Annotated in this window: 14 protein-coding genes and 1 tRNA gene; 8 read left to right on the forward strand and 7 right to left on the reverse strand. The window is 50.8% G+C overall.

Annotated elements, in window-relative coordinates; all coding sequences use genetic code 11:
• Positions 1-10 precede the first annotated feature (10 nt).
• Both ACQ6WK_RS00110 and ACQ6WK_RS00115 read right to left on the reverse strand, forming a co-directional pair.
• Positions 11-2,473 carry a GH116 family glycosyl hydrolase gene (locus tag ACQ6WK_RS00110; RefSeq protein ID WP_432798706.1) on the reverse strand — a complete coding sequence of 821 codons (2,463 nt, stop codon included), beginning with the start codon at positions 2,471-2,473 and terminating at the stop codon, positions 11-13.
• 216 nt (positions 2,474-2,689) lie between these two features.
• Positions 2,690-3,940, reverse strand: a complete 1,251-nt coding sequence (locus ACQ6WK_RS00115) for a peptidase U32 family protein (RefSeq protein WP_432798707.1) — start codon at positions 3,938-3,940, stop codon at positions 2,690-2,692.
• Between the two features lie 191 nt (positions 3,941-4,131).
• Between ACQ6WK_RS00115 and ACQ6WK_RS00120 the strand changes: the two genes are divergently transcribed.
• From ACQ6WK_RS00120 to ACQ6WK_RS00145, 6 genes are all read left to right on the forward strand, one after another.
• Positions 4,132-5,160: a LacI family DNA-binding transcriptional regulator gene (locus tag ACQ6WK_RS00120; protein WP_432798708.1), complete on the forward strand. Its 1,029-nt coding sequence runs from the start codon at positions 4,132-4,134 to the stop codon at positions 5,158-5,160.
• 94 nt (positions 5,161-5,254) lie between these two features.
• On the forward strand, positions 5,255-6,115 hold the full coding sequence (locus ACQ6WK_RS00125; RefSeq protein ID WP_432798709.1) for a LamG-like jellyroll fold domain-containing protein: 861 nt from the start codon (positions 5,255-5,257) through the stop codon (positions 6,113-6,115).
• An 80-nt stretch (positions 6,116-6,195) separates the two neighbouring features.
• Positions 6,196-6,999, forward strand: a complete 804-nt coding sequence (locus ACQ6WK_RS00130) for a DUF1559 domain-containing protein (protein WP_432798710.1) — start codon at positions 6,196-6,198, stop codon at positions 6,997-6,999.
• Positions 7,000-7,115: 116 nt separating this feature from the next.
• Positions 7,116-9,824 carry a LamG-like jellyroll fold domain-containing protein gene (locus tag ACQ6WK_RS00135; RefSeq protein ID WP_432798711.1) on the forward strand — a complete coding sequence of 903 codons (2,709 nt, stop codon included), beginning with the start codon at positions 7,116-7,118 and terminating at the stop codon, positions 9,822-9,824.
• 60 nt (positions 9,825-9,884) lie between these two features.
• Positions 9,885-10,832 carry a dihydrodipicolinate synthase family protein gene (locus ACQ6WK_RS00140; RefSeq protein WP_432798712.1) on the forward strand — a complete coding sequence of 316 codons (948 nt, stop codon included), beginning with the start codon at positions 9,885-9,887 and terminating at the stop codon, positions 10,830-10,832.
• A gap of 158 nt (positions 10,833-10,990) precedes the next feature.
• A tRNA-Gly gene (locus tag ACQ6WK_RS00145) sits at positions 10,991-11,063 on the forward strand.
• 76 nt (positions 11,064-11,139) lie between these two features.
• Here ACQ6WK_RS00145 and rbsK read toward each other — a convergent pair.
• The 3 genes from rbsK to ACQ6WK_RS00160 all read right to left on the reverse strand — a co-directional run bounded on the left by rbsK (position 11,140) and on the right by ACQ6WK_RS00160 (position 14,683).
• Positions 11,140-12,060, reverse strand: a complete 921-nt coding sequence (gene rbsK / locus ACQ6WK_RS00150; protein WP_432798713.1) for a ribokinase — start codon at positions 12,058-12,060, stop codon at positions 11,140-11,142.
• Between the two features lie 208 nt (positions 12,061-12,268).
• On the reverse strand, positions 12,269-13,321 hold the full coding sequence (locus tag ACQ6WK_RS00155) for a FemAB family XrtA/PEP-CTERM system-associated protein (RefSeq protein ID WP_432798714.1): 1,053 nt from the start codon (positions 13,319-13,321) through the stop codon (positions 12,269-12,271).
• Positions 13,322-13,582: 261 nt separating this feature from the next.
• Positions 13,583-14,683: a mannose-1-phosphate guanylyltransferase gene (locus ACQ6WK_RS00160; RefSeq protein WP_432798715.1), complete on the reverse strand. Its 1,101-nt coding sequence runs from the start codon at positions 14,681-14,683 to the stop codon at positions 13,583-13,585.
• Positions 14,684-14,946: 263 nt separating this feature from the next.
• Here ACQ6WK_RS00160 and ACQ6WK_RS00165 point away from each other — a divergent pair, with 263 nt between their 5' ends.
• Together ACQ6WK_RS00165 and ACQ6WK_RS00170 are read left to right on the forward strand one after the other, a co-directional pair.
• Positions 14,947-18,231 carry a hypothetical protein gene (locus ACQ6WK_RS00165; RefSeq protein WP_432798716.1) on the forward strand — a complete coding sequence of 1,095 codons (3,285 nt, stop codon included), beginning with the start codon at positions 14,947-14,949 and terminating at the stop codon, positions 18,229-18,231.
• Between the two features lie 163 nt (positions 18,232-18,394).
• The gene (locus ACQ6WK_RS00170; protein ID WP_432798717.1) at positions 18,395-19,888 is read left to right on the forward strand and encodes a S8 family serine peptidase; all 1,494 of its coding nucleotides are present in this window, start codon (positions 18,395-18,397) and stop codon (positions 19,886-19,888) included.
• Here the strand turns inward: ACQ6WK_RS00170 and ACQ6WK_RS00175 are convergent.
• Both ACQ6WK_RS00175 and ACQ6WK_RS00180 read right to left on the reverse strand, forming a co-directional pair.
• A complete protein-coding gene (locus ACQ6WK_RS00175) occupies positions 19,874-20,764 on the reverse strand; it encodes a hypothetical protein (RefSeq protein WP_432798718.1) in 891 nt (296 codons plus the stop codon). The two genes, ACQ6WK_RS00170 and ACQ6WK_RS00175, sit on opposite strands and share 15 nt — an antisense overlap.
• A gap of 47 nt (positions 20,765-20,811) precedes the next feature.
• Positions 20,812-21,732 (reverse strand): hypothetical protein, encoded by a 921-nt coding sequence (locus ACQ6WK_RS00180; RefSeq protein WP_432798719.1) that lies wholly within the window; start codon positions 21,730-21,732, stop codon positions 20,812-20,814.
• Positions 21,733-21,847: the final 115 nt, after the last annotated feature.

A 21,847-nucleotide genomic window follows, 5' to 3' on the forward strand; every position in this document is an offset into this window, starting at 1 on the left:
AAGGCGTTGCTTATACTGGTATCGACACGTGAGGTGTGTATTCAATTTTATCGATATTTATTTGTCCATCATGCATATCAACGAATACTTTACCGTTTTTGATACCGACGAGGCCGTAGCCGTTTTCGTGGCTGAGGAATGAGGTGAAGTCGCCTGGGATGCGTGGTTGCACGTGGAGTGTTTTGTTGATGGCATCGTAGTGGATACCGGTGATGCCTTGAAGCAAGCCGTAGGATGCCATGGCTCTTGCGTACCAGTGGCCGCATTCATATTCGTTGAACGGGTTGCGGATGCGTCCGTCGTATCTTTTGCGGAGTATTCGAACGATCTCCAAACCTTCATCAACACAGCCCATGGTCATGAGGTGCGAAGCGACTTGGTACTCGATGCCGGTCCAGACTTCGTTGCTGTAAACGAAGGGCAATGAGAGTCCGCTGCCATGAGGCCAAGTGCAAAGGAGAAGTCCACCGTCGTCGTTGAGGGCGTAACCGGGTCTTTGCGGGTTAGCGTGTCGTTTTAGATTGTGTTTTAGGTTGTAACGATGGACGGCGAGCAGATGGCTGCGCACCTGATGGGGGTTGAGTATTTCGCCGACGCCGCACATCTCTGCGATCCATGCGCCTAGAACACCGTCGGAGAGGCACCCGTTTCCGTATTGATATTTGGGGCCTTCTTTATCGAGTATATTTTTGGCTTCGGGTGAATAGTTGTTGTTCCATGCTTCGTGTTTAAGTGGGTTGCCGGCGCGGAGCCCTTGCCATTGGATTTTCTGGATGAAGTATTCGCCGTTGTATAGTTCATCTTCCATGTATTTTCTAGCACGGTGGTAGAGATCGTGGTAGCGGTCGTTGGGTTTGTCTAGAGCATCGGCCATGAGGGCAGCGGCTTTGAGTGCGCCAATATAGAAGGAGTTGCACATACCGTTTGGCCCCCAGAATTCGATATCGTATGTGTTGTGGTGGGGTTCGGTTAATGCGCCGATTTCATCTGGGTCCCATGTTCTGATGCAGTATTCAAGGCTTTGTGTGATTTGATCCCAGTATTGGAGGAGCCATGTATTGTCGCCTTTGATTTTCCATTCACGGTGCATTTTCATGATGCCACCGAGTTGTCCATCAGCGGCGGAATGAAAATTATGATGGGTTACATCTTTGATTGGGAGCGAAGCGCGGAAGGTTTGGTGTCCGAGGTTGTTTTGGTTTTCGGTGTATTCAGTGTGTCGCAGGGTTCTTTCGAGTGACGGAAACAGGTGCGGGAGTGCTTGTGCGTAGTTCCAAACGTGCGTGCATGAACCATAGCAACAGCCGATGTTGTCGTAGCATCCTTCCCAGCACCAGAGGCGACCGTCGGCTTGCCTTAGAACGGTGGGCGATTTGAGAATGCTAAGGTTGGCAGTGATCGCATCGACAATTTCTTCAGGTAGATCGATGGCGTGGAAGCAGTCGCGGAACTGCCGTGTTTGTGTTTTGAGTCTGTCGTATGCACCGGTTGTGTAGGCGGTGATGTCGTTGATGGATTTGAATTGTGATGCGTACCAGGGAGAGTACATGTTGTTGCAGTCTGTGCATGAGACATCGTTTGGTAATTCTGGTGGATCTGCGGTGCTCTGATCGCTTGCAGGTACGTACCAGTTGAGCATGACTTTGATGCTGCGTTTTTCATCGGGTTGGAGCAGGAACCTTTTGTAGAGGCTACCGCCCGGGCTCGGTTTGCCGGATTCAATTGGTGTGTTTGCGATTAGGTCACCCGATTGAATGTGATTCCAGATCATCGTTAATGAATCGAACCAGCCGCCTCTGAACCATGCGCAATCAACATGGGTGTCGTTTTCATCGATCATGGTGGCAGCCAATGCGCCTTTGTTCCAAGGCTTATCTTTGCTGCCGGCATTCTTGACGATGAACCCGTTATCAATTTTATCAACGGATTTCTCGTCATTATTGATGTGAAAGAGATTGCCTTGGTGATACGAAAACACGATTTCCTTTGCTTGTTCTGTTGTGTTTTCGAACCAGTATTCGAGCGCGATCATGGGGAGGCTTGAATCATCTGCGTTGCCGGGGATAAAGGGGCTCCATGCACTTAAACCGCAATTGATAGGGATTTGCGAATCTTCAAATTGCAAGTCGGCAAAGGGGAAGTGAGCTTGGAAAGTGGCTTTTTCAAATCGTGGGAGTCCGTAGTTTTTTCCGTGTCCGCCGTTGCCAGCGTTTTTTGTTCCAAATATTTTCCAGTTTGGTATGGGCCCTTCAAGGACACGTGCGCTGTTGTCTTCGCCAATGATTTTTATGGCGGCAAACATGAGTGGCTCATTGGTGACATCGGGTTTGTGTTTTAAAGAGACATGGGAGAAGGCGCCGGCCCCTTCGACGCAGATCATGCCTGCACCGATACCACCTAGCGGGAAGGCGAGCCGTTCGAGGTTTTGGTTTTGATAGATCTTGGGCCGATTATTAAATTTGCTTATAGTCATAAACAGGTTTCTTGCTGGCCGCGCTTTGGTGTATTTTGCGTAAGAGTATGGCAAGGTCGTGCCTTGAAGTACAGATGATTATTGCAAAAAGATACTTTTTTCGAGGAAGAATCACTTTGAGCAAGCGGACCGCCTGTTTAGATTGACGGCTTGTTTGATGGGCCAAAGATTTTGGATTGGTGATGTGTTGGATTACGGGGTGGCAGGGGTGGATTATTAGGGGTTCTTCTGGGAAAGGTAGAAGGTATCGGAGCGGCGTGCGCGCTGGGGGAGCTTGATGGAGAAGCGAACGCCTTGTGGGGCAGTGTTTTCAGGTTGGTTATCGATGTGGAGTTCGGTGATGGTTCCAGAGAGGACACCGGTAGTTGGGCCGATGATGAGGTAGTCGTCACCGATGGAGACGGGTGCAGCTTGCGCGTGGATTTCTGCGACGTTTTGTTTGGTGAAAAAGTTGGTGATGGGGCCGACGATAACTTTCTTGCGGGTCGCTTTGGAGCCGGCCTTGCCGGACCATTCGTGTTTTTTGCCGAGGTAGAAGCCGGAAGAAAGACCGCGGTTGTAGACAGATTTGAGATCAGTGAAGAGTTCTTCGATGAGCGGTCTGTCGTAGGTATCGGTTTGAATGGCGGTGATAGCTTTACGGAAGGCGCGGGTAACGGTAGCAACATATTCAGGAGATCGTCCGCGGCCTTCGATTTTGAGCGTGGTAATGCCAGCGTCGATGGCCTGATCTAGGAAATCGATGATGGTTAGGTCGGAGGGGGACATGATGTAGTTGTTGTCGAGAACGAGTTCGTCGCCGGTTTGGAGGTCAGTCATTTTGTATTGGCGGCGACACATTTGTCTGCATGCGCCGCGATTGGCGGAGGGTCCTTCTTGATGAAGTGACATGTTGCATCGGCCGGAAACTGCGACGCAAAGCGCACCATGTGCAAAGGCTTCGATCTCCATAAGCTTGCCGGTGGAGCCTAATAGCTGATTAGACTGGATTTGTTCGTGAATGCGACTGATCTTGTTAAGAGAGAGTTCGCGAGCAAGGACAATGCGTTCGCAGAGGGGGGCGTAATGTTTAAGTGCGGCATAGTTAGAGATGGAGAGCTGAGTGGAAAGATGAACGGGGATGTCTAGTTCAGAGGCGATGTTGACGACGGCCATATCGGAAGCGATGACAGCATCGATGTGGTGTGCTTTGGCTAAGGTAAGAGTTTCACGGACACGGTTTAGCTCGTGGTCGTAGACGACAGTGTTGAGGGTGAGATAGGCTTTTACGGGTGAGGCAGGGTTGTGGCTTTTGATGCGGGAAAGGATTTCCGGGAGATCTGTGGTATCAAAGGATCGGCGAGCGACGGCTCGCATGTTGAGATTGCCAATACCGAAGTAGATCGCATCTGCGCCGGCATCGAGTGCGGCTTGTAGAGCGGCAAAGCAGCCGGCAGGAGCGAGTAATTCGATTTGTGTGGCGGTCATGCGCTGCTCCTTAGAGAAATAAAAATTCATATTTTAGCACTTTCAGGTCGAAAGATCTTGATTGTTTAAACTATTGTTAAAAAAGACTTTGCGTTGTATACGGTTTACTTGAGATTGACGGGTAAATATTTACAGTATGTTTTACTCGTATTTTACTTGGCGCTTTACATAGAGGGGAGTATGATTGAGTCATGTCAATCGTGGAGATAGCTAAGCAGGCAGGGGTATCAACAGCGACTGTATCGCGTGTAATCAATCGTCATGCGAACGTTTCGCCGGAAAATGTGGCGAAGGTGGAGCAGGCGATGGAGGAGATTGGTTATAAAGCTGCGCCAAAAGTTGCGGTTGGTCGTCGTAGTGAGATGGATTGTGTTGCGGTGTTGGTGGTGGCGTCGCATATGTTTGATCGCTATTCATCAGTGGCCTATGACGCGGTGCGGAGTGCGGTGGAGGCGCTTAATGAGCGGCAGCTTGGCGCAGCGCTGTCGTATGTTACAGATGCAGAACAGGTACCAGATTTTGTGTTTCGTAATCGTGTGCGCGGGGCGCTTGTGATCGGTAAGAATCCGAAGCCGGAGTTAGAGGATCGTCTCAAGGCATTGCCAGTAGTTTGGTTAGCATCGCATCATTCTTCGCAAGGTGATGTTGTGTTGTCTGGTAACGATGCGGTGGGCGAACTGGCGGCAGAGTATTTGATTAACCGTGGCCATAAGTGTGTTGGGACGCTCAACGTGTTAGCTGATGTTGCATCAGAAGCGCGCCTTCGATACTTCCGTTTTATCGCACAGGAAGCAGGCCTAACGGTGAAGCAGTACATCAAGGAAAAAGCATCAAGCAAAGTGTGGGAACATGATATCGATATGGCCTGGTTTGATGCGGAAGTTGAGAAACAGATCGATCGACTAATGGTGGAGCAAGAGCGTCCGACGGGTTTGTTTGTGACTTCGGATTTTCAGGCGGCGGTGGTGCACCGGGCATTATTAAAACGTGGCGTGAAGCTTGGCGAAGAAATGGAGATTATTGGCTCGGATACTGAGAAAGCTGCGCTTTTGGGTTTGAATCCTCGGCCGGCAACGATTGATCTTGGATATAAGTCAATTGGTCGGATGGCGGTTGAGCACTTGTTGTCATTGATTTCAAAAGGGGATCGGGAGCCGGTCAAGATTATGTTGTCACCGAAACTAGTACTCGGCGACCCTGTCAGGGAAGATTGGTCATAGTCACCTTAAATGAGTTTGTTTGTGGTTCGTTACACTCAATCATATCAGTATTTAGATAAATGAGAATTTAACTTTTAACGATGGAGGAATTGTTATGAAAATGTGTCGTCTTATTGCAGCGATGCTCGTTGGTGGGTTGGCCCTGGCAGCAGCATCAGAAGGTGCGACAATTGCGCACTGGACATTTGATGAAGGTAGTGGCACAACCGCTGCTAATAGTGATGGTTCAGCAACGGCAAAGTTACAGTTTGGTAATTCCGGTGGTCCAGATAGCGCGGATCCTTTATGGGCGACGGGGTATTCGGGAAGTGCCATTCGTGACGATAAGCCTACAAGTAATGTTTCTTATGCAAGGAATACTGGCGGCTGGACCGCAACGGATGCCACAAATATGGCACCAACGGGTTCTTTCACTATCGAAATGTTCATCAATCATGATACTTTTAGTACGTGGGGTGATCAGCAGTTTGGTTTACTGTCATACCGAAATGGTTCGCAGGTTCAGTATGTGATGCGAAGCTACGTTCATCATATTAGTGGTGATAACCTGATTGGTATTTTTGTTGAGAATAGCGTTGGTGATACAAATACAACGTTTAACACTTCGGCGGCAGGTTTGTCGATGGTGGCCAATCAATGGTACTACTTGGCAGCAATTTATGATGATGTTGCGGGTCAACTTGAAATCGTTTTGCGTGATATGAATGATGATACAACGGTTTCAACAACGATCGCATCGAATGGCATGCAGGGCATTACGGGTACGCCGAATCCCTTGCTGCTGATCGGCAGTGAAGCAGGTGGCGGTCGATCCTTTGATGGCTTGATTGACGAAGTTCGCTTTAGCGACTCTGTGGTTGCTGAGGGTGATCGTTTGTACAACCCTGTTCCTGAGCCGGGCACGATGGGTTTGATCGGTCTTGGAGCGATGTTCTTGGCAAAGCGTAAACGCTAAAAACATAGTCTATTGCACGCCGAGGCAGAAATGCTTCTGCGTGTTTTCAAGTCAGGTATCCATTTGAAAAGAGGTATGTGATGTATATCAAATCTAGGAACGCGAAGAGTCAGGTCTGTGGGTTTACGTTGATTGAGCTGCTTGTGGTCATATCGATTATAGCTTTGTTAATTGGTATTTTACTGCCAGCGTTGGCAGCGGCGAGGGAGTCGGCGCGTACGGCAGCATGTATGTCGAATCTTCGTCAGCTGAGTATTGCTGGGACGGCCTATAGCGCAGACATGGGAGATTTTTTTCCGCATCAGTGGCCGTATAGTGCTGATATTTGGATTCAAAATCCACGAGATCCTTTAGGCGGTATAGATAGAACCGGCGGACGAACCTTCAATAGCTGGGTGAATAATATTCATGATTATGTGTCAGAAGAGAATAACGCTTATTTATGTCCGGCAAATGATAATATTGATGGCGGTCTTGCACCAAATGATGAGCATGATATTTCGTATGTAGCAAGTGGTATTGTGAGTGGTTTGCGTGTGGATCTGATTAAATCGCCTGCGGCTATTATGAGTTACATGGATGACGGTGCGCGTACGAATTCGTCTATCGTTCGTCCGTTCTGGGCATATAACATTCCTGCCACGGGTTGGAATTATAAGGAACGTAGTTGGACTGGCTGGATGCGTTACGGTGCGGCATTGATTCCTTCGCCACATTTGGATGGTAAATCATTCGCTTTTAGTGATGGTCACGCTGAGTTTATTAATGAAAAGGACTATACCAGTTCAATTGTTGGTTTGTTGCTCGGGCCAGCTGAAGAGGATGTGCCTGAGCCGGCTGGCAACTATAGGGCTGATGGACGCTTGGGTGTTCTTATGGACTAATCCACTGTCAGGCTTATGGTTTTATCCATCGGAAAACAGTCCTAAACGATTACAATATAGATGTTATATGGCAGATCAATAGACGTGCATGACTTCAAAGAAACTGGGAGTGACTTGTGATTCATCGGATGGTATTTATGCGGTTGGGACTTATTTTGTACATCATGTCGTTGCTGATGGTGGGGCAGGTGAGTGGTGCCTGGCGCGCGGATGTTTTGGATATTTCGTTTGATAAGCTTGCACAGGGTGACTGCAAAGGTGGTGTGCTGGCCAAAGGTGTTAAAGGTAAGGCGCTCTCATTCCGTGAGCAGACTGAATACAAAGTGATTCAGACGGGCATGACTGTTGATGGCAAGTTTAGCATGGCAATGTGGGTTCGGATCAAAACATTTCCAAATGATGGTGAACGGATATTTGACGGTAAGACACCAATGACGTTTGCGGGTTTGTTTGGTGAAGATAACAAGCCGGTTGCCTTTCTTCGTACGACGCAGAAGCTTGTGCAGTTTGCTTACTTTGATGGCAAGCGATGGCCAGTGATTAATAGCCGTTCGGAAATGGAGAAAGGCAAGTGGTATCACGTTGCAGTAACTTCGGATGGTAAGCAGGTATCGCTCTATATCAATGGTGAATACGAACGTGTGGCTTATGCGAGCTTACCAATCAAGTGGTCTTCGGTTCAGATTGGACGGTATAACCGTGGCCGAAAATTGATCGGTGAATTGGATTCGTTTCATTTGGGGCGAGGTGCAATGAGCCAAGGCCAGCTCAAACGTATTATTCAGCGCGAGAACAAGGACGCGTCTTTGGTCGGCTCTGTCGCAGCGAAAGCATCGGACAAGGTACTAGATGCTTCGTTTGGCGCATACAAAATGTTACGTGTGGGCGATGACGTGGTGCATCCGTTTCAAGATAGTTTGCACATGAGTGTGACAGCGTTGCCGTGGTACTCTGGTGAGTCATGGGATTTGTTCATGTCAACGAAGCCACGCCTGTTTGGTGAACGGCATGCGGTGTTCAAGGAGTTTGATCGGGCAAAGAGGGAGTACTTGCCGGGCAAAACGTTGGAAGGGTTTGTCGGACGAGAGCATCAGGCATTGGTGCGCGAGAACGGAATGTTTGATTTGGTGGCGAAGGGTGAGCGAACAGCGTTTGGCAATAATAGCTTGGTTTATATGAAGAACGTGGGTGAGGTGGGCAAACCTAAGTTTGCCGAGCCATCTGTTATGTTGGTTGATGGAAAAGAAGTGCGTGCGGCATTGGGTGCGACGCCGCAAGGTTGGTTTGTAGGTGATGTAGATGGGGATGGTATTGAAGATTTGCTTGTGCAGCGGGTACGGAATTTGGGCCCGTCAACGCCGGATGGCGTGTCGCTTTGGCGGGCAAAAAAAGCAACGCCGAATCAAGGGAAAGGGCGTGGGTATGATATCCACGGTGATTGGCTTGGTGCAAAAATGATCTCGCAGTTGATGTGGGCAAAAGGGCAACGGGGTCAGGCGGGGCAGCTTTCATTTGGCTCGTTCAAAGTGGTTCATGATCGCCATCGTGACTTTGCATTGCAATGGAAGACGTATACCTGGGATCGTGCGACCGCTGTTTATCACCAAGAAGGGAAGACATATGTGCTTATGGCAGGCGATGTCGATGCGCTTTTGGCCGCACCGGTTAAGGTCGTGGATGGTGAGTTGTGGACAGACGGGCCGGTCGTTCCGCTATTGGCAGGGGGTGCGCGTGTGACAGAAACATACTTCCCGATGAAGGTCACGGTGTGTGATCTTGATGGGGATGGCTTGGATGAAGTGCTACTGGATGGCAATCCGGGTAGAGTGGCCGTGCTCAAGGGGAATGGGGTTGGTCAGTTTAAAGAAATTGAAGGTGGGATGAAGTTGCGTGGTGGTTATGTGGCTGTGGAAACACTGGCGACACCCTGTCGGGTGGATTGGGATGGTGATGGCTTTGAGGACTTGCTGGTGGGGGATTCATCGGGTTACTTGACGTACTGGCCGGGGACAAAGGACGGGACGGTATATGGCACTCCGACGTACTTACATCTCGGTGGTGAGCGGATTCATCATACCGCAGGGCTGTCTGGCTCGATCCAAGGTCCAAGTGAGAAGCGATGGGGATATTTGCAACCAACGATAGGCGATTGGGATGATGATGGTGTTGCGGATGTTTTGACGAACGATATCAAAGCTGAAGTTTATTTGTATAACAAAGATAGAGATAGTATCCATTTTTCAGAGCGAGATCGTTTGATAATGTCAGATGGATCTCCAATGCTAATTGCCTGGCGGTCACGGCCAGCGGTGATTTCGAAGGCACATGATTATGGCAATACGGGGGGGGCAACTTTACTTCACTTAGATTGGGACGGTGATCTTGCGGTTGCGGTACCTGCGTCGCCGGGTGGGACTGTGATTGATCAGGTTGTAAAGATGAAAGATACATCGGGCAAGCCGATTCGGCTGTGTGGGATTGTAGGGTTGTGGGGGCGGACAAAGTTGTCGATCGCAGATTGGGATAACGATGGCGATTGGGATGTTGTCTTTGGCACGTCACATGCATTACAAAAATATTTTGTTGATAAGGATCAATTGCCGTCACGGTGTGCGCCGTTCTGGCTTGAGAATGTTGGGACATCTTCCAAGCCGGTCTTCAAGCGTGCACAAGTGATCAAGCTTAAGGATGGTTCGGTGATGCGTGCCGGTGCTCATAATGCATCGACGTGGCCGACTGATCTTGATGGCGACGGGAAGTTGGATCTATTAGTCGGTGTGGAAGATGGCAAGATACTTTATTTCATGCGAGATGAATTACGCTAGGTAGGGAGCCATATTAGATATGTGTTTTGATAACCAAGTTTTTGAAAGACGGTGTGGATCATGAAGAAGACAGAATCATTTCGAGGCATGATGCCGATCCTGATGACGGCCATTAAACCGAGCGGCGAAGTTGACGAAGTCAGTCAGCGTCGGCAGATTCGGTATTGTCTGGATCAGGGTGCGGTCGCGATCGGGCATTTTGGATTTGCCTCGGAGTTTCACAAGCTATGTGATTATCAGCGGACGCAGTTGATTGAAATGATCGTGGATGAGGTGGATGGTAGGGTGCCGACGTTCCTTGCGGTGTCCAGTGAAGGCACGCATCAAGCGGTGAACTATGCCAAGGAGATCAAGAAGCGTGGCGGAGATATCATCATGGCGATGCCGCCGCTGATGGGTCATCTTTCGCAGGACTATGTGTATGAGTTCTATCAGGCGGTTTCGGATGCGACCGATCTACCGATCATCATTCAGGATGCGAAGAAGAGCGCGCCGTATATCACAGCAGAGCTGACGGTGAAGATGTATGACGAAATTGAGAACATTCATTACATCAAAGCTGAGGGGAATGATTTTCTGACCAAAACCAAGCGGATCATTAAGCTCTCCGAAGGACGCATACCAGTCATTGGTGGAAACGGTGGACAGCACATGATCCACATGATGCGCCACGGCGTTACGTCATTCATGACTGGCACCGAAGCGCTTTGGATTCACCATGCCATGGTCGATGCATTTTTGCGTGGGGACGAAGTGCTGTCTGCGAAGATCTACTACGAACAAATCTTGCCTTATTGGGGCATCTACGACAAATTCCCAGAGCAGCTTTGCAAGCGGATGCTACACCATCACGGTGTTCTTGATCATGCAGATGTACTTCAGCCGCTGGTCCATGAGCCGATTGATGAGGTGATGAGTGAGGAGTACGACTGGGTACTTAAGCGGATTGGCTATTTGCAGCACAAGCTGGAGGTCTCCGAACCGCGTGCAGCAGTTTCGCAGGGGTAAGCATAGGTTTTCCACGTTTTATGCTCATTGTGAGCTAGCAAACAACAAGCCACACCGTATACGACCAGCCTCTCCGAGCTGTCCCGCTCGGTGGGCTGGCGTATTTGTGGCTCGCTTGTAATATCTGACTGTCTGATGCTAGAATATGCCTTTTCCACGCGGGTGTAACTCAATTGGTAGAGTGTCAGCCTTCCAAGCTGAATGTTGAGAGTTCGAGTCTCTTCACCCGCTTTCAATGACAAAGGCCTACGTCAAACGGCGTAGGCCTTTTTTGTGGTTATGTAACATGGCGATTTTTGAAATTATCTCATGTTCGTGCGTTGTTTAAAGTGAAAGCATCTAGCTCGGCTTTGGTGGGGATGGAGGTTTGAGCGCCGTGTTTGGTGCAGGCGAGTGCGCCGGCGAGCATGCCTTGGGTAATGGCGTGAGGATAGTCACGGGTTTCAGCAAGGGCGGCTGTAAAGGCACCGGTGAAGGCATCGCCGGCGGCAGTGGTGTCGATGGGGTCGATCTTAAAGGCAGGGAAGAATTTTGATTGTGAACGGTTGACCCAGAGCGCGCCCTTGCTGCTCATTTTCACGACAACATCTTGTGCGCCAAGGTCAAGCAGCTTCTGTGCGGCAGAGGTGGCTTCCTCGGGAGAGTCGGCAGGCATGGTGGTGAGTGTGGTAAGCTCGGTTTCGTTGGGCGAGATGACATGGCAGTGTTCAAAGAGCGACGCGGGTAGGGTGTCGATGGCTGGAGCTGGGTCAAGAATGGTGAGGACATTGTTTTTGTAGGCGCGCTGAGCGGCTTGGATGTTGATCTCAACGGGGGTTTCGAGTTGGAGCATCATCGCATCGGCCCAAGTGAAGCAGTCGTCTGTTTCTGGGAGGGTGATGTGCGCGTTTGCGCCGGGGCCGACAAGGATAGAGTTTTGACCTGAAGATTGATCCAAGAGGATAATGGCGGTGCCGGAGCCGGTATCGACTAAGCGCAGGTTAGATATATCGATGTTGTTTTTTTCGAGAGCTGTTTTGAGTGCTTGTCCAAAGGGGTCGTTACCGACTGCGCCGATGAATTTAACGTTTGCGCCCATACGTGCAGCAGCTGAAGCAGCGTTGGCGCCTTTGCCGCCGGGGACAAGAGAGACGTCGCCGATGAGGATGGTTTCGCCGGGTTTGGGGAGTTTGTCGAGAGGCGCGACGACATCCATGTTGGCACTGCCGATGACGAGGACATTGGGCATGGTTGAATCTCCGGGAAAGAATGATCTGCCAAGAGACTATGTTAGTGTAAAAGTGTGTGGTATTGAACGGAACGACTGGTGTAGAGCATTAAATAGCTTGTAAATACTATGCGGATAGCATGATTCGCTTGTGTGCTGAGAGGAATCAGTGTTTGATACTTCGTCTGGTGTTAATGAAAAATGAGCAGGAGAGCAGGGGTGAGCCGAATCAGGGGATACCTTTGACGATGGTTGGCCCGAACATCTTGGTGACCCAGAGGGGCATCTTCTTCCACATTTCGATGCGCTTTTGCATCTTTTCGTCGTCTGGTCGCATGTTGCCGATGGATCCGCGGAGGACGTGGTATTGCCAGGTACAGGGGGTGGGTTTGGCTCCCCATTGCTTTTTGAAACGGTAGGTGCCGGAGTCGATGGTGGTTCTGCCGAAGTCGAAGATGGTGTTGCCGCGGTGTGCGGTGCGCTCGATCATCTGGTGGTACATCCACATGTTGGCGCTGAGTTTGTTGGCTTCACGGAGACAGCTTGCGCTGGGGATGCTGGTCTTGCGGGTGTGGTTGTCGTGCAGGAGTAGAGCGCCAGCAACAGCTTTGTTGTTGTGTTGGACGGTGCAAAGCTCGGCTTCGGCGTCGAATTCAGCAAGGATACGCTGGAAGAGTTTCTTGGGATAGACGGGTGTGCCTAGGTCTCGCATGTTGATGGCGAAGATTTGATAGAAATCATCGAGAAGGTTGCGATGGCCCCAGGTGATGCTGAGGTTGTTCTTTTCACCTTTACGGATGAGGTTGCGGGTTTTGCCGCCGATTTGTTTCCAACGCGCATCTTCATCAGCTTCGAGCGCGAGTTCCATGATGACTTTTTCGGTGCGCTGTTCAGTAAGAGAGGAATCGTCTATCCCATGATTAGATTCGTGACGGAGTTCGAGATATTGTGCGCGCGTAAGTTCGGTTGTTTGGCAGGCGTGTTGGAGAAGGGTTTGCTTGATGGCAGGCGAATGGGCGTGGATGCCTGCTCGGTTGATATAGGGTAGACTGACGAGAAAGCGACCGAAGAGTGGGCTGCTGATAAGTGAGAGGGGGAGGTAGCCATTGATTATTCGGGTGTCTGGATCGCGGTGGATGTAAGCGAAGGTGCGGTGTCCAAGCGCGTCGTGAAGGATGTTTAGCCAGCGTGGATCAGATTCGACGCCGGCATTGATTTTGTGCAGATACTGCTGCACTTCCACGATGGCTGCTGAATCATGATGTTCAAATCGTTGGATCATTGGGCGCATAAGTCCTGTGGCAGAGTGTGGTGGCGGGTGTTCCGATAATGGGTGATCGGCGCAACGATCCCATCCGTTACAGACAGTATCGGCTGGTATAGGGGGCGACTGAATCTGAAAAAACAGCTTGTTTTATGGGACGGATAGAATCCGTGGGCTTGGAAGTATCGGATTGTTGTTTGAGCTTCTGAGTATGGTCCCATAGTCGACGATCATGGGTTTGGTAGAGAAAGGTTGTGTATGGTGGGCTCTAACCATTAGTTAGAGGTAGTTCTGGCCGTAGGTTTCACCGACGTCGGTGTGGAGCTGCTTGATGGTTTCAGCGTGATCTTTGTGGCAAACGAGGGTGGCTTTGTCGGTGTGGATGATGATAAGGTCGTCGCAGCCAATAGTGGTGATCAGGTGATCGGTGTCCTCGGAGACAGCGAGAATGTTGTTGGATTTGAGGTGTTGGGATTTGCAGCCGGTGGCGGCATTGCCAGCGGGGTCGGGGGTGAGTGTTTTTTTGAGGCTGGGCCAACTGCCGACGTCTAACCACTGGATAGGCATGGGGACGGAGGCGACGCCGAAACGATCGTCGGTGCTAGCCGGTTCCATGATGGCATAGTCGACGCTGATTTTTTTGAGCGTGGGGTAGACCTCATGGAGGACGGTTTGTTGCTCGGGGGTGCCCCATGCGGCGAGGACGCGGTCAATGGCGGCGGCGTTTTCGGGACAGAATTTTTGAACGCAGGCCATGAGAGTGGTGGCTTGCCAGACGAACATGCCAGCGTTCCAGAGGTATTTAGTGGGGCCGGCGACGAGATAGGTTTGAGCGGTGGCGGTGTCTGGTTTTTCTTTGAAGTTCGCGACTTTTTTTGCGCCTTCATTGCCCTCGATGGCGTCTGCGAGTTCGAGATAGCCGAAGCCCGTGGCGGGGTGTGTGGGGGAGACGCCGAAGGTAACCAAGAGATCGTTCCGGCGCTCGGCGAGGTTGTAGCCTTGCTCGACGATGCGTGCGAAGTCGTCGACGGGTTCGATGAGGTGGTCGGCGGTGAAGATGCCGACGGTGGCATCAGGGTCATGTTTGGCGATGACGCCAGTGCCAAGTGCGACGGCGTTGAGTGTGTCACGGCCCATCGGTTCTGCGATAAATCGGTTTGGGGACATGCCGGGGATGGTTTGGAGAATAAGATCACGCATGGATTCGCCCGCGCAAATGTAAATGTGATCCTCACCAACGAGATTGCGCAGGCGGTCAACGGAGATCTCAAGCAGGCTTTTGCCATCAATTAGCGGGATCAATTGTTTGGGGCGATCTTTGGTCGACATGGGCCAGAGTCGTGTGCCAGAGCCGCCAGCGATGATGAGTGCGTGTTTCATGATGTTTATCCTCGTGTTTAGGCTGTATTTTACTTTGACGGGTGTTTTTTGCGAGTGAAGCGGTCATGAGAGTCTTGTGGTTGAGAAATTGGAGGTGTGGGTGGGGATAGCATGGCGAGGGTGTGTGACTAGAGGCATATTTCTAATGCTATAGCGGCCCGTTTGGGTTAAAATCGGTGTTTCAGCGGCTTCGGGTGACCGAGGCGGCGATCCGATTGATTTATTCCATTATCAACTGGTCACAGTTCGCGGAGTCCTTTGGTATGCGCAACCCCATCAAGCGTTTTTTTGTTCGTAAACCATGTGTGCATGAGCACGCGGCATATACGCAGGCAACTTGTCTTTCACGGTGGGGCATGCGGCAGGTAATGCGTCTGATGTCATTGGGTGTGGTTGGCGTGTTGGCGACGACGTTGGTCGCACAGGAACAGATACCGACAGAAGGGGATGAAGTTTCGGCGGAAGTTCAAGCAGTGATTGATCAGCAGAAGGCGGCGGCTGAAGCTGCGACTGTGGTAAAGAAGGATGAAGTTGAGACGCCGCGGATGCATGTGGATGCGTTGAAGATCCTTGCAGATAAAAATGTTTTTAGTGATACGATTACTGATCCTGTCTGGCGGATTGAACCGCGTGTGGGGCGGCGGTTTGTGCAGTTGCCGGTATCGTTTGATACACCGAAGGGTGATGTGAAGATTAGTTCGCCACCGATTAAGGTGCGGTCTAGTCGGTTTGTTTGTTGGGTGATTCAGGAGGATGCAGAGCGAGCAACCACGATGAGATCTCGCGCGTATCGATCTTCGTCACCACGAGCGGGGGACAGCCGATTTGCTGATGACATGATGATGGAGCTTAATGGTGAGTTTGGTGCACCGGCCCCAAGACGACGAGCACGACCTAATGTTGCGACACGCGCCCTTGATACAGCGGAAGATGCGTTTAGTGCGATTCCGGTTGGTGCGCCGCGGGTATCGCGAAAGATCACCCTACATCCGGATGGTGGCGTGAGTTGGTCGCTTGATCGCTCGATCTCAGGTGGCGAGGTGCAGGAAAACGGGCAATCGCTTTATATTTATAGAATCCGGGCGAATCTGCTGAATGATAAACGACCGACAAAACCTGGTGCGGCACAGCGGAGTTCATCAAGTTCGCGGCAGCGGTCAAGCCGATCGTCTGGTCTTGAGAGTTTTGTTGGTGGTGAAAGCCGATCTTCTACTCGTCGTAGCACGAGTAGTCGCAGTTCACAATCTCGTGAGCAACTTCGCCAGCAGCAGGTAGAGTATCGTCAGGCTTACGAAGAGTACAAGCTTCTGAAAAATGAAGTGCGTGATTTGGAGACTGATTTTACGCATAACAATCCGGGGCAGATCTGGGCTGTGTTTGAGATTTCTCAAGAGCAACGTACGTTTGGTTTATCAGGCAAAGATTTTGATGATTGGGAATTGCCTCTTGCAGATCTTGAGCGGTTGCAAGATGCATCAAGTAAGAAGATCAATGGCGATTTGTCATTTGAAGACTACCAAATGGTTGCGGATATGCAGAACTTGGTGCGCAGCAAGCATCCGTTGACGTATCGGCTTGTGGCGCAGACATTATATGACTCGGGGATGGTGAGCTACGCTCAGCCAGACGATCCGCTTTATCGTTTGCTGCGATCGATGTTAGTTGATGCGAAGGGTGAAGCGAAGACGATGGTGGTGCGAGGGCTTGCGGAAACAGTCCCGCCGACCGCAGCAACGCTGTCACTATTGAAATCAGCGGCGAAGGACCTTGGTCCGGTTGAAAAGCTACTGAGTTTGCGGAGTGTGCTACATCTTGAAGCGAATGATCCTGCGAGTTTGCAACAGGTGATTCGCACTGTGAATCAATCGCTTGCAGATCCGACTGGGCCGGAAGCGGGATTGATTTTGAAGGAAGTGATTGACAGTCAGGATGCGAAGAGCAATTCTGTTGGACTGATTATCTCAGGGATCAACTTTGAGCAGCTCAGCAATGATCGTCTGGATCAATCGATTCGGTACGTTGCTAAAACGGCACCAGTTGATGCGATTGCAGCAGGTTGGCTGAATTATCGTTTGCTTGGGTCAAGTGATCCTGCAGTGGTGATTCGTACATTACAGATAATTGCCAATTCTGAAAATTCAGATGGCGGGCAGGTGAAGTCTGTTACGTCGACATTGATGAATAAGTTTCTTGGTAAGAAAGCGGATGAGGCATCTGGGACAGATAAGAGTCAGGGTAGAGATGAATTGACGTTGACCCAGCCGATTCCGATCAATGCGGCAGATCATATGATTTTTCGGGCACTGAATAGTGGCGATCCTGTGATGCGTAAGTTGGCGTGGCAGTCATTGAAGCACTTTGAGATTGCTGGGCCGAAAGCTAGGGGTCGCAGCAGCAACTTACAAACGAATGAGCTTGACACATACAGATTGATTTTGTCGGCAGCATTCAATCATGAGGATACACCTGATGGATTGGCGGCATTTTTTGATCGTCAAGGCGATGAAGACAAGGCGACCGAATCGCTGATACAGCTTGTGCTACGCGGCGATGAACAAACGACGTTGGAAGCGGGTTTGAAGTTACGCCGATCGAATCGGAAGATTGGTCAATCGTTATCACGTTTGTCGCCGGAGGAACGAGATACATTTGGGCGTAAGCTTTATAAAGCGTTGGAGAATCATGAGCCGGTGGTGGTGGGGCTGCTTCGCGATCCGCGCGGTGATTCGAAGGTAGTGACATGGTTTGGGCAAATGCTCGCAGAGCAGGGTTTGCCTGATGCATCACTTTGGGCAGAGCAATATAAAGACGAGAGTGCGCTACTAGCGCTTGCGGGTTCAACAGATGTTGAGTTGGCAGGTGGTGCAGTGGCCGCGCTTGTTGCGGGTGCGGGCGGTGATGTGAAGATGCAGAATGATATGGCAAAACGGGTTTCAACGCTTGATGATCGTTCGACTGAAGCACTAGATGATTATTGGTCGCATGCAAAGCGTGAGATTTACACACGGAGTTTGAAAAGCAGCGCGGGGGTGTATGATTTAGTGATGTTGCTTCGTGGTCAGGGTGACGGGACAGCATCAGGGGTAGCAGGTAGTGATGAGTTGATGGTGCGCGGCCAACCGATGGGCTTTGAGCCGGGTACGATGGGTGAGGTTGAGGAGTTTGAAATGATGATGATGGAGGATGCAGCATTTGAACAGACGCCGCGTCGACCTTCAAGACGAACCGCTTCAAATGCACAATTAAATAAGACGCTGACATTGACGAAGACGATTCGGATTGGGCAAGTGGAGTTGATTGTTGAAACAGGTGCGGTTCGTTTTGCAGGTGAGGTGATCGGGGTGGAGGTGCCGGAGGAATATTTGGCGTTACGGATTACGAATCTGAGTGATCTGAAAAATTTTGATATTCCTGAGGTGATGGGTTTGCCGCTAGACCGTTCGGAGGGTGATCTAGATCTGCGTTTGCAGGTGGGTGGTATCTGGCGAGGGCAGACGTCGCTGTTGGATGGACGGATTGTTGAGTTGGAGATGCGGCCAAAGAAATAGAGCAGTGATAAGGGAACAATGATAGACGGGTCGCAGTATAAAGCTGCGATCTGTTTTTTTAGAGTGAAATGGCAAAAGAACCGCAATGGGGGTTGGGAGGTGAGATTGAAGAAAAAGCTACGGAGCAAGGGCTATAATGGATGGCATGGTTGAAAGGAACAGAATGAGATTGCAGCGTTTGTTGGCGGGTAGTGTGATGTTGGTATTGCTGCTTATTGGGGATGGTGTATTGGCACAAGGGACACAGGGTGTGGAGAAATCGCCGGGAGAAGCGGCACGGGTTCAGAAGAAAAAAAGTGTCAAGGAATTAACAGGGTATAATGCGGCTAAGCGCCGGTTAGGCGCGGCGATGCCGACGGGTAAGGGGATCGTGATGGGGCATGTGGAGGGCGGGAAGGATTACAAGCCGAAGGTTGGGCTGAGTGGGTATGAAGGTGTGGCGTTTTTATCGCGGAGCGGCGGGAGCGGGGAGAGTGGTCATGCACAGGGTACGGCTGCGATTATCTATGGGAAGCACGGGATGGCACCAGGTGTATCGCGGGTGCATTTGTTTAGTGCGAATGGTTGGATGCGTGACGGTTACTTAAAGGTAGGGAGTGGGAAGGAACCGCCGAAGCAGGGTATTCGTGTGTTTAATCATTCATGGATCAGTAATGGCTTTCCGGGTGCGGAAGAGGTGTTGCGTCGGGTGGACTATCTTGTGGATAGAGATGGTGTGGTGGTAGTGGCAGGGGTGAACAATGGGAGGCAGAGTGAAGTGCCGATGCTGATGGGGAGTGGGCACAATGTGATCGCGGTGGGGACGGCGGGTAGCGGCGGCGCGTCGAGTGGTGGTTATACGAAGCATGAGGGTGTGGGGCGTGTGAAGCCGGATTTGGTGGGGCCGCGGGGATTGACGAGTTTTACTACACCAGTGGTGAGTGCGACTGCGGGGTTGTTGTTGGAGATTGCAGATGGGATGACGGAAGGTGATCGTGAGGCGGCGGGGCGGCCGGAGGTTGTGAAGGCAGCCATATTGACGGGGGCAACTAAGCCGAAGCATTGGCGGCCAGCGGAGGGACGATCGCTAGATGAACATTTGGGTGCGGGGATTGTGAATGTGGATGAGAGTTTGAAGGTGATGATGGGCGGGCGGCAACGGGGCGAGATTATGTTGCAAGGCGGAGATCGTACATCGGACCGGGAGTCTGTTTTTACGATTGATGAGACGAGCAGGGAGGAAAACGGTTGGGACTATTTGGCGCTTAGAGAGGGTCAATCAGCTAAATGGAAAATTATAATTGGCAAGGAAGGGGCAGAGGATGTGTCGATCACGGTTGTGTGGAACCGACGGCTTGATGGGCAAGAGGTTCAGGTGAAACAGAAAGAGAAGATGCGAGCGGTTTGGATGGCGCGGCCGCGAGTTGCTGATTTTGATTTACGGCTCGTAAAGATAGAGAAGGATGGGGAAAAGAAGATTGTTGGGCTGAGCGATAGCGAGCTAGACAATGTGGAGCATCTATATTTTAAGAGGCTTGCAGCGGGTTCGTATGAGCTTGAAGTGTATCGACAGCGGCCAAGAATCAATCCTGACGTGGCGGGTGGTGATGTGAATCAATCAGGTGATGAAGATTGGGGTGTGGCGGTGGCGTGGCGGATGGGCTTAGCTGGTGAGTAATTTATTGACGGAATCACTTCGATTATTGATGAGGACGGAAAGAGCGCGGCGGAAGCGGAAGAGGTAGATAAGGATGCAGATGTAGCAGATGAGGAGGCCGAAAGTGCAGGCCATCGTGATGTAATTGAGGATTAAAAATGAAGGAGGGAACGAACCGGTGGTTGGAGCCAGGAAGAGGAGAAAGGTTATGAGGAGGGTACGTATGAGAAGAATGATGGCGGTGAAAGGGATCATGATTTTAGCGATCAAGCGGAGGGGTCTGCGGTGTGTGTTGAGAAGTGAGCCGAGGGAAAAGGCGGCGATGAAAAAGAGGGCGGAGATGGTGTGAAGCTGGTTGCAGAAAGTATTAAGGAGGTTGAGTGGAAAGAGGAGATATGGAAGGTAAGAAACGTTCGGCATGAACTGCACGAATGATATGAGGTGCTGTAGTAGTGACAGGGTAAAGACTAAAATGGCGGTAATGCGGATGGTACGAATGAGGTTTGGGTGTTTGGGTTGGTAGGGGTGAGGTGTTGTGAGTTTGAAGATGGCGAAGAGGTAGAAGAGCTGGATGGGGGTAAGGGTGAGGATGATGGTGGCCTGGATGTAGTAGATATTGCCGGGGATGATGCGCGTGTTGTGCGCGATCATGATCAGGAAGAAGCCGAAATAGAAAAGCGGGGTGATTAGGAGTCGGGTGACGGCGGTGCGGAGTGTGGTGAGGTATGGCAATGGCGCGTTGCAGAGGTGTTGTTGTTGCAGGGTTTCAAAGACGGAGTGGCCGCATTCGGGACAGGATTGGGCGGGAGTAAGAGTGCGGAGGTTGTACTCGCAATTGGTGCAGAGCAGATCTTGATCAAGTGCCTCGACGGAAACGGTTGTGTGTAGGGAGGGCATGGTGCTGTTCATGTTACAGATAAAGACGTTGTGGGAGGTGAGATGTTTCAGCGCGTGGTGAGATCGAGTCTGGATCGTACCCCGTGGAGTTTTGTGAGCGTGCTACGGAATCGGAAGAGGAAAACCATGAGGGTGATAGCGAGGATAAAGAAGGCAAAGATGCCTGTGATAAGAACGGCTCTATAGATGCCGTGGTTTTGTTGTTGGCGTTCGGGGGTGAGTATGAGTGCGATGTCGAATAGATAGTTGGTGATCATTAGGGTTGGATTGCTGAAGGCAAGGATGGTGAGGATGATGAGGAAGAGGTAGGCGTAGATGTTTGCGGAGCCTCGGTGTTTGTTGGGGAGCAGGCCGAGGTTGATGTTGGCGTAGAATTTGAGGAAGGTGAAGAACGCCAAGGCCAATGAGAGTAGGGTGATGGTAAGAAGCGTGACGGGGATGAGGCCGGGCTTGATTTTATTGATTAGGACGGCCAAAACGAGTGCAAGAATGTATGAGAGGGGGGCGGTGATGCGGAGGGTGAGGATGGTTTTGGGGATGCGCGGACGGAAGGGGCTGTTTTTGGTGAGCGAGAAGATGGCAAACACGATGAAGCTGTAGAGGATGAACTGAACGGCTTTGCGAATGACGAAAAGGGATTCTTCTGGGATATCTTTGTTGGCATTCATTGTGATATTGATAAGGAAGAGTATCAAGGGGGCGACGGCGACGACGGTGGTGGCGGAGCGAAGTTTTTCGATGTAGTCGAGGGGAGCGTAGGCGAGTTGCCGGTTCTTAACAGATTCGGCGATAGGGTGGCCACACTCTGGGCAGTCGTGAATGGGAAGTTGTGTGCGAAGGTTGTATTCGCAGTTGGCGCAGAGGATGTCTCGATCTATGGGCTGGAGTTCTTTGTCGCTGGGATCGGTGTGGTTTGGTGTGAGAGATAAATCGGAAATGGTTTGCGCTTGCTGCTCATGATTGTCCATGTGAGCGACCCCTTGGAAGTTGGTTCGTATAGGTTCTTATTGTAGCGGCTGTAGGAATTTTACGGGTGATGGGTGTGTGGGGCGTGATAAAAAGTGGCGCAACCAGTGTGGTGAC

Source organism: Poriferisphaera sp. WC338, from assembly GCF_050931845.1.
Taxonomy (GTDB): domain Bacteria; phylum Planctomycetota; class Phycisphaerae; order Phycisphaerales; family Phycisphaeraceae; genus Poriferisphaera.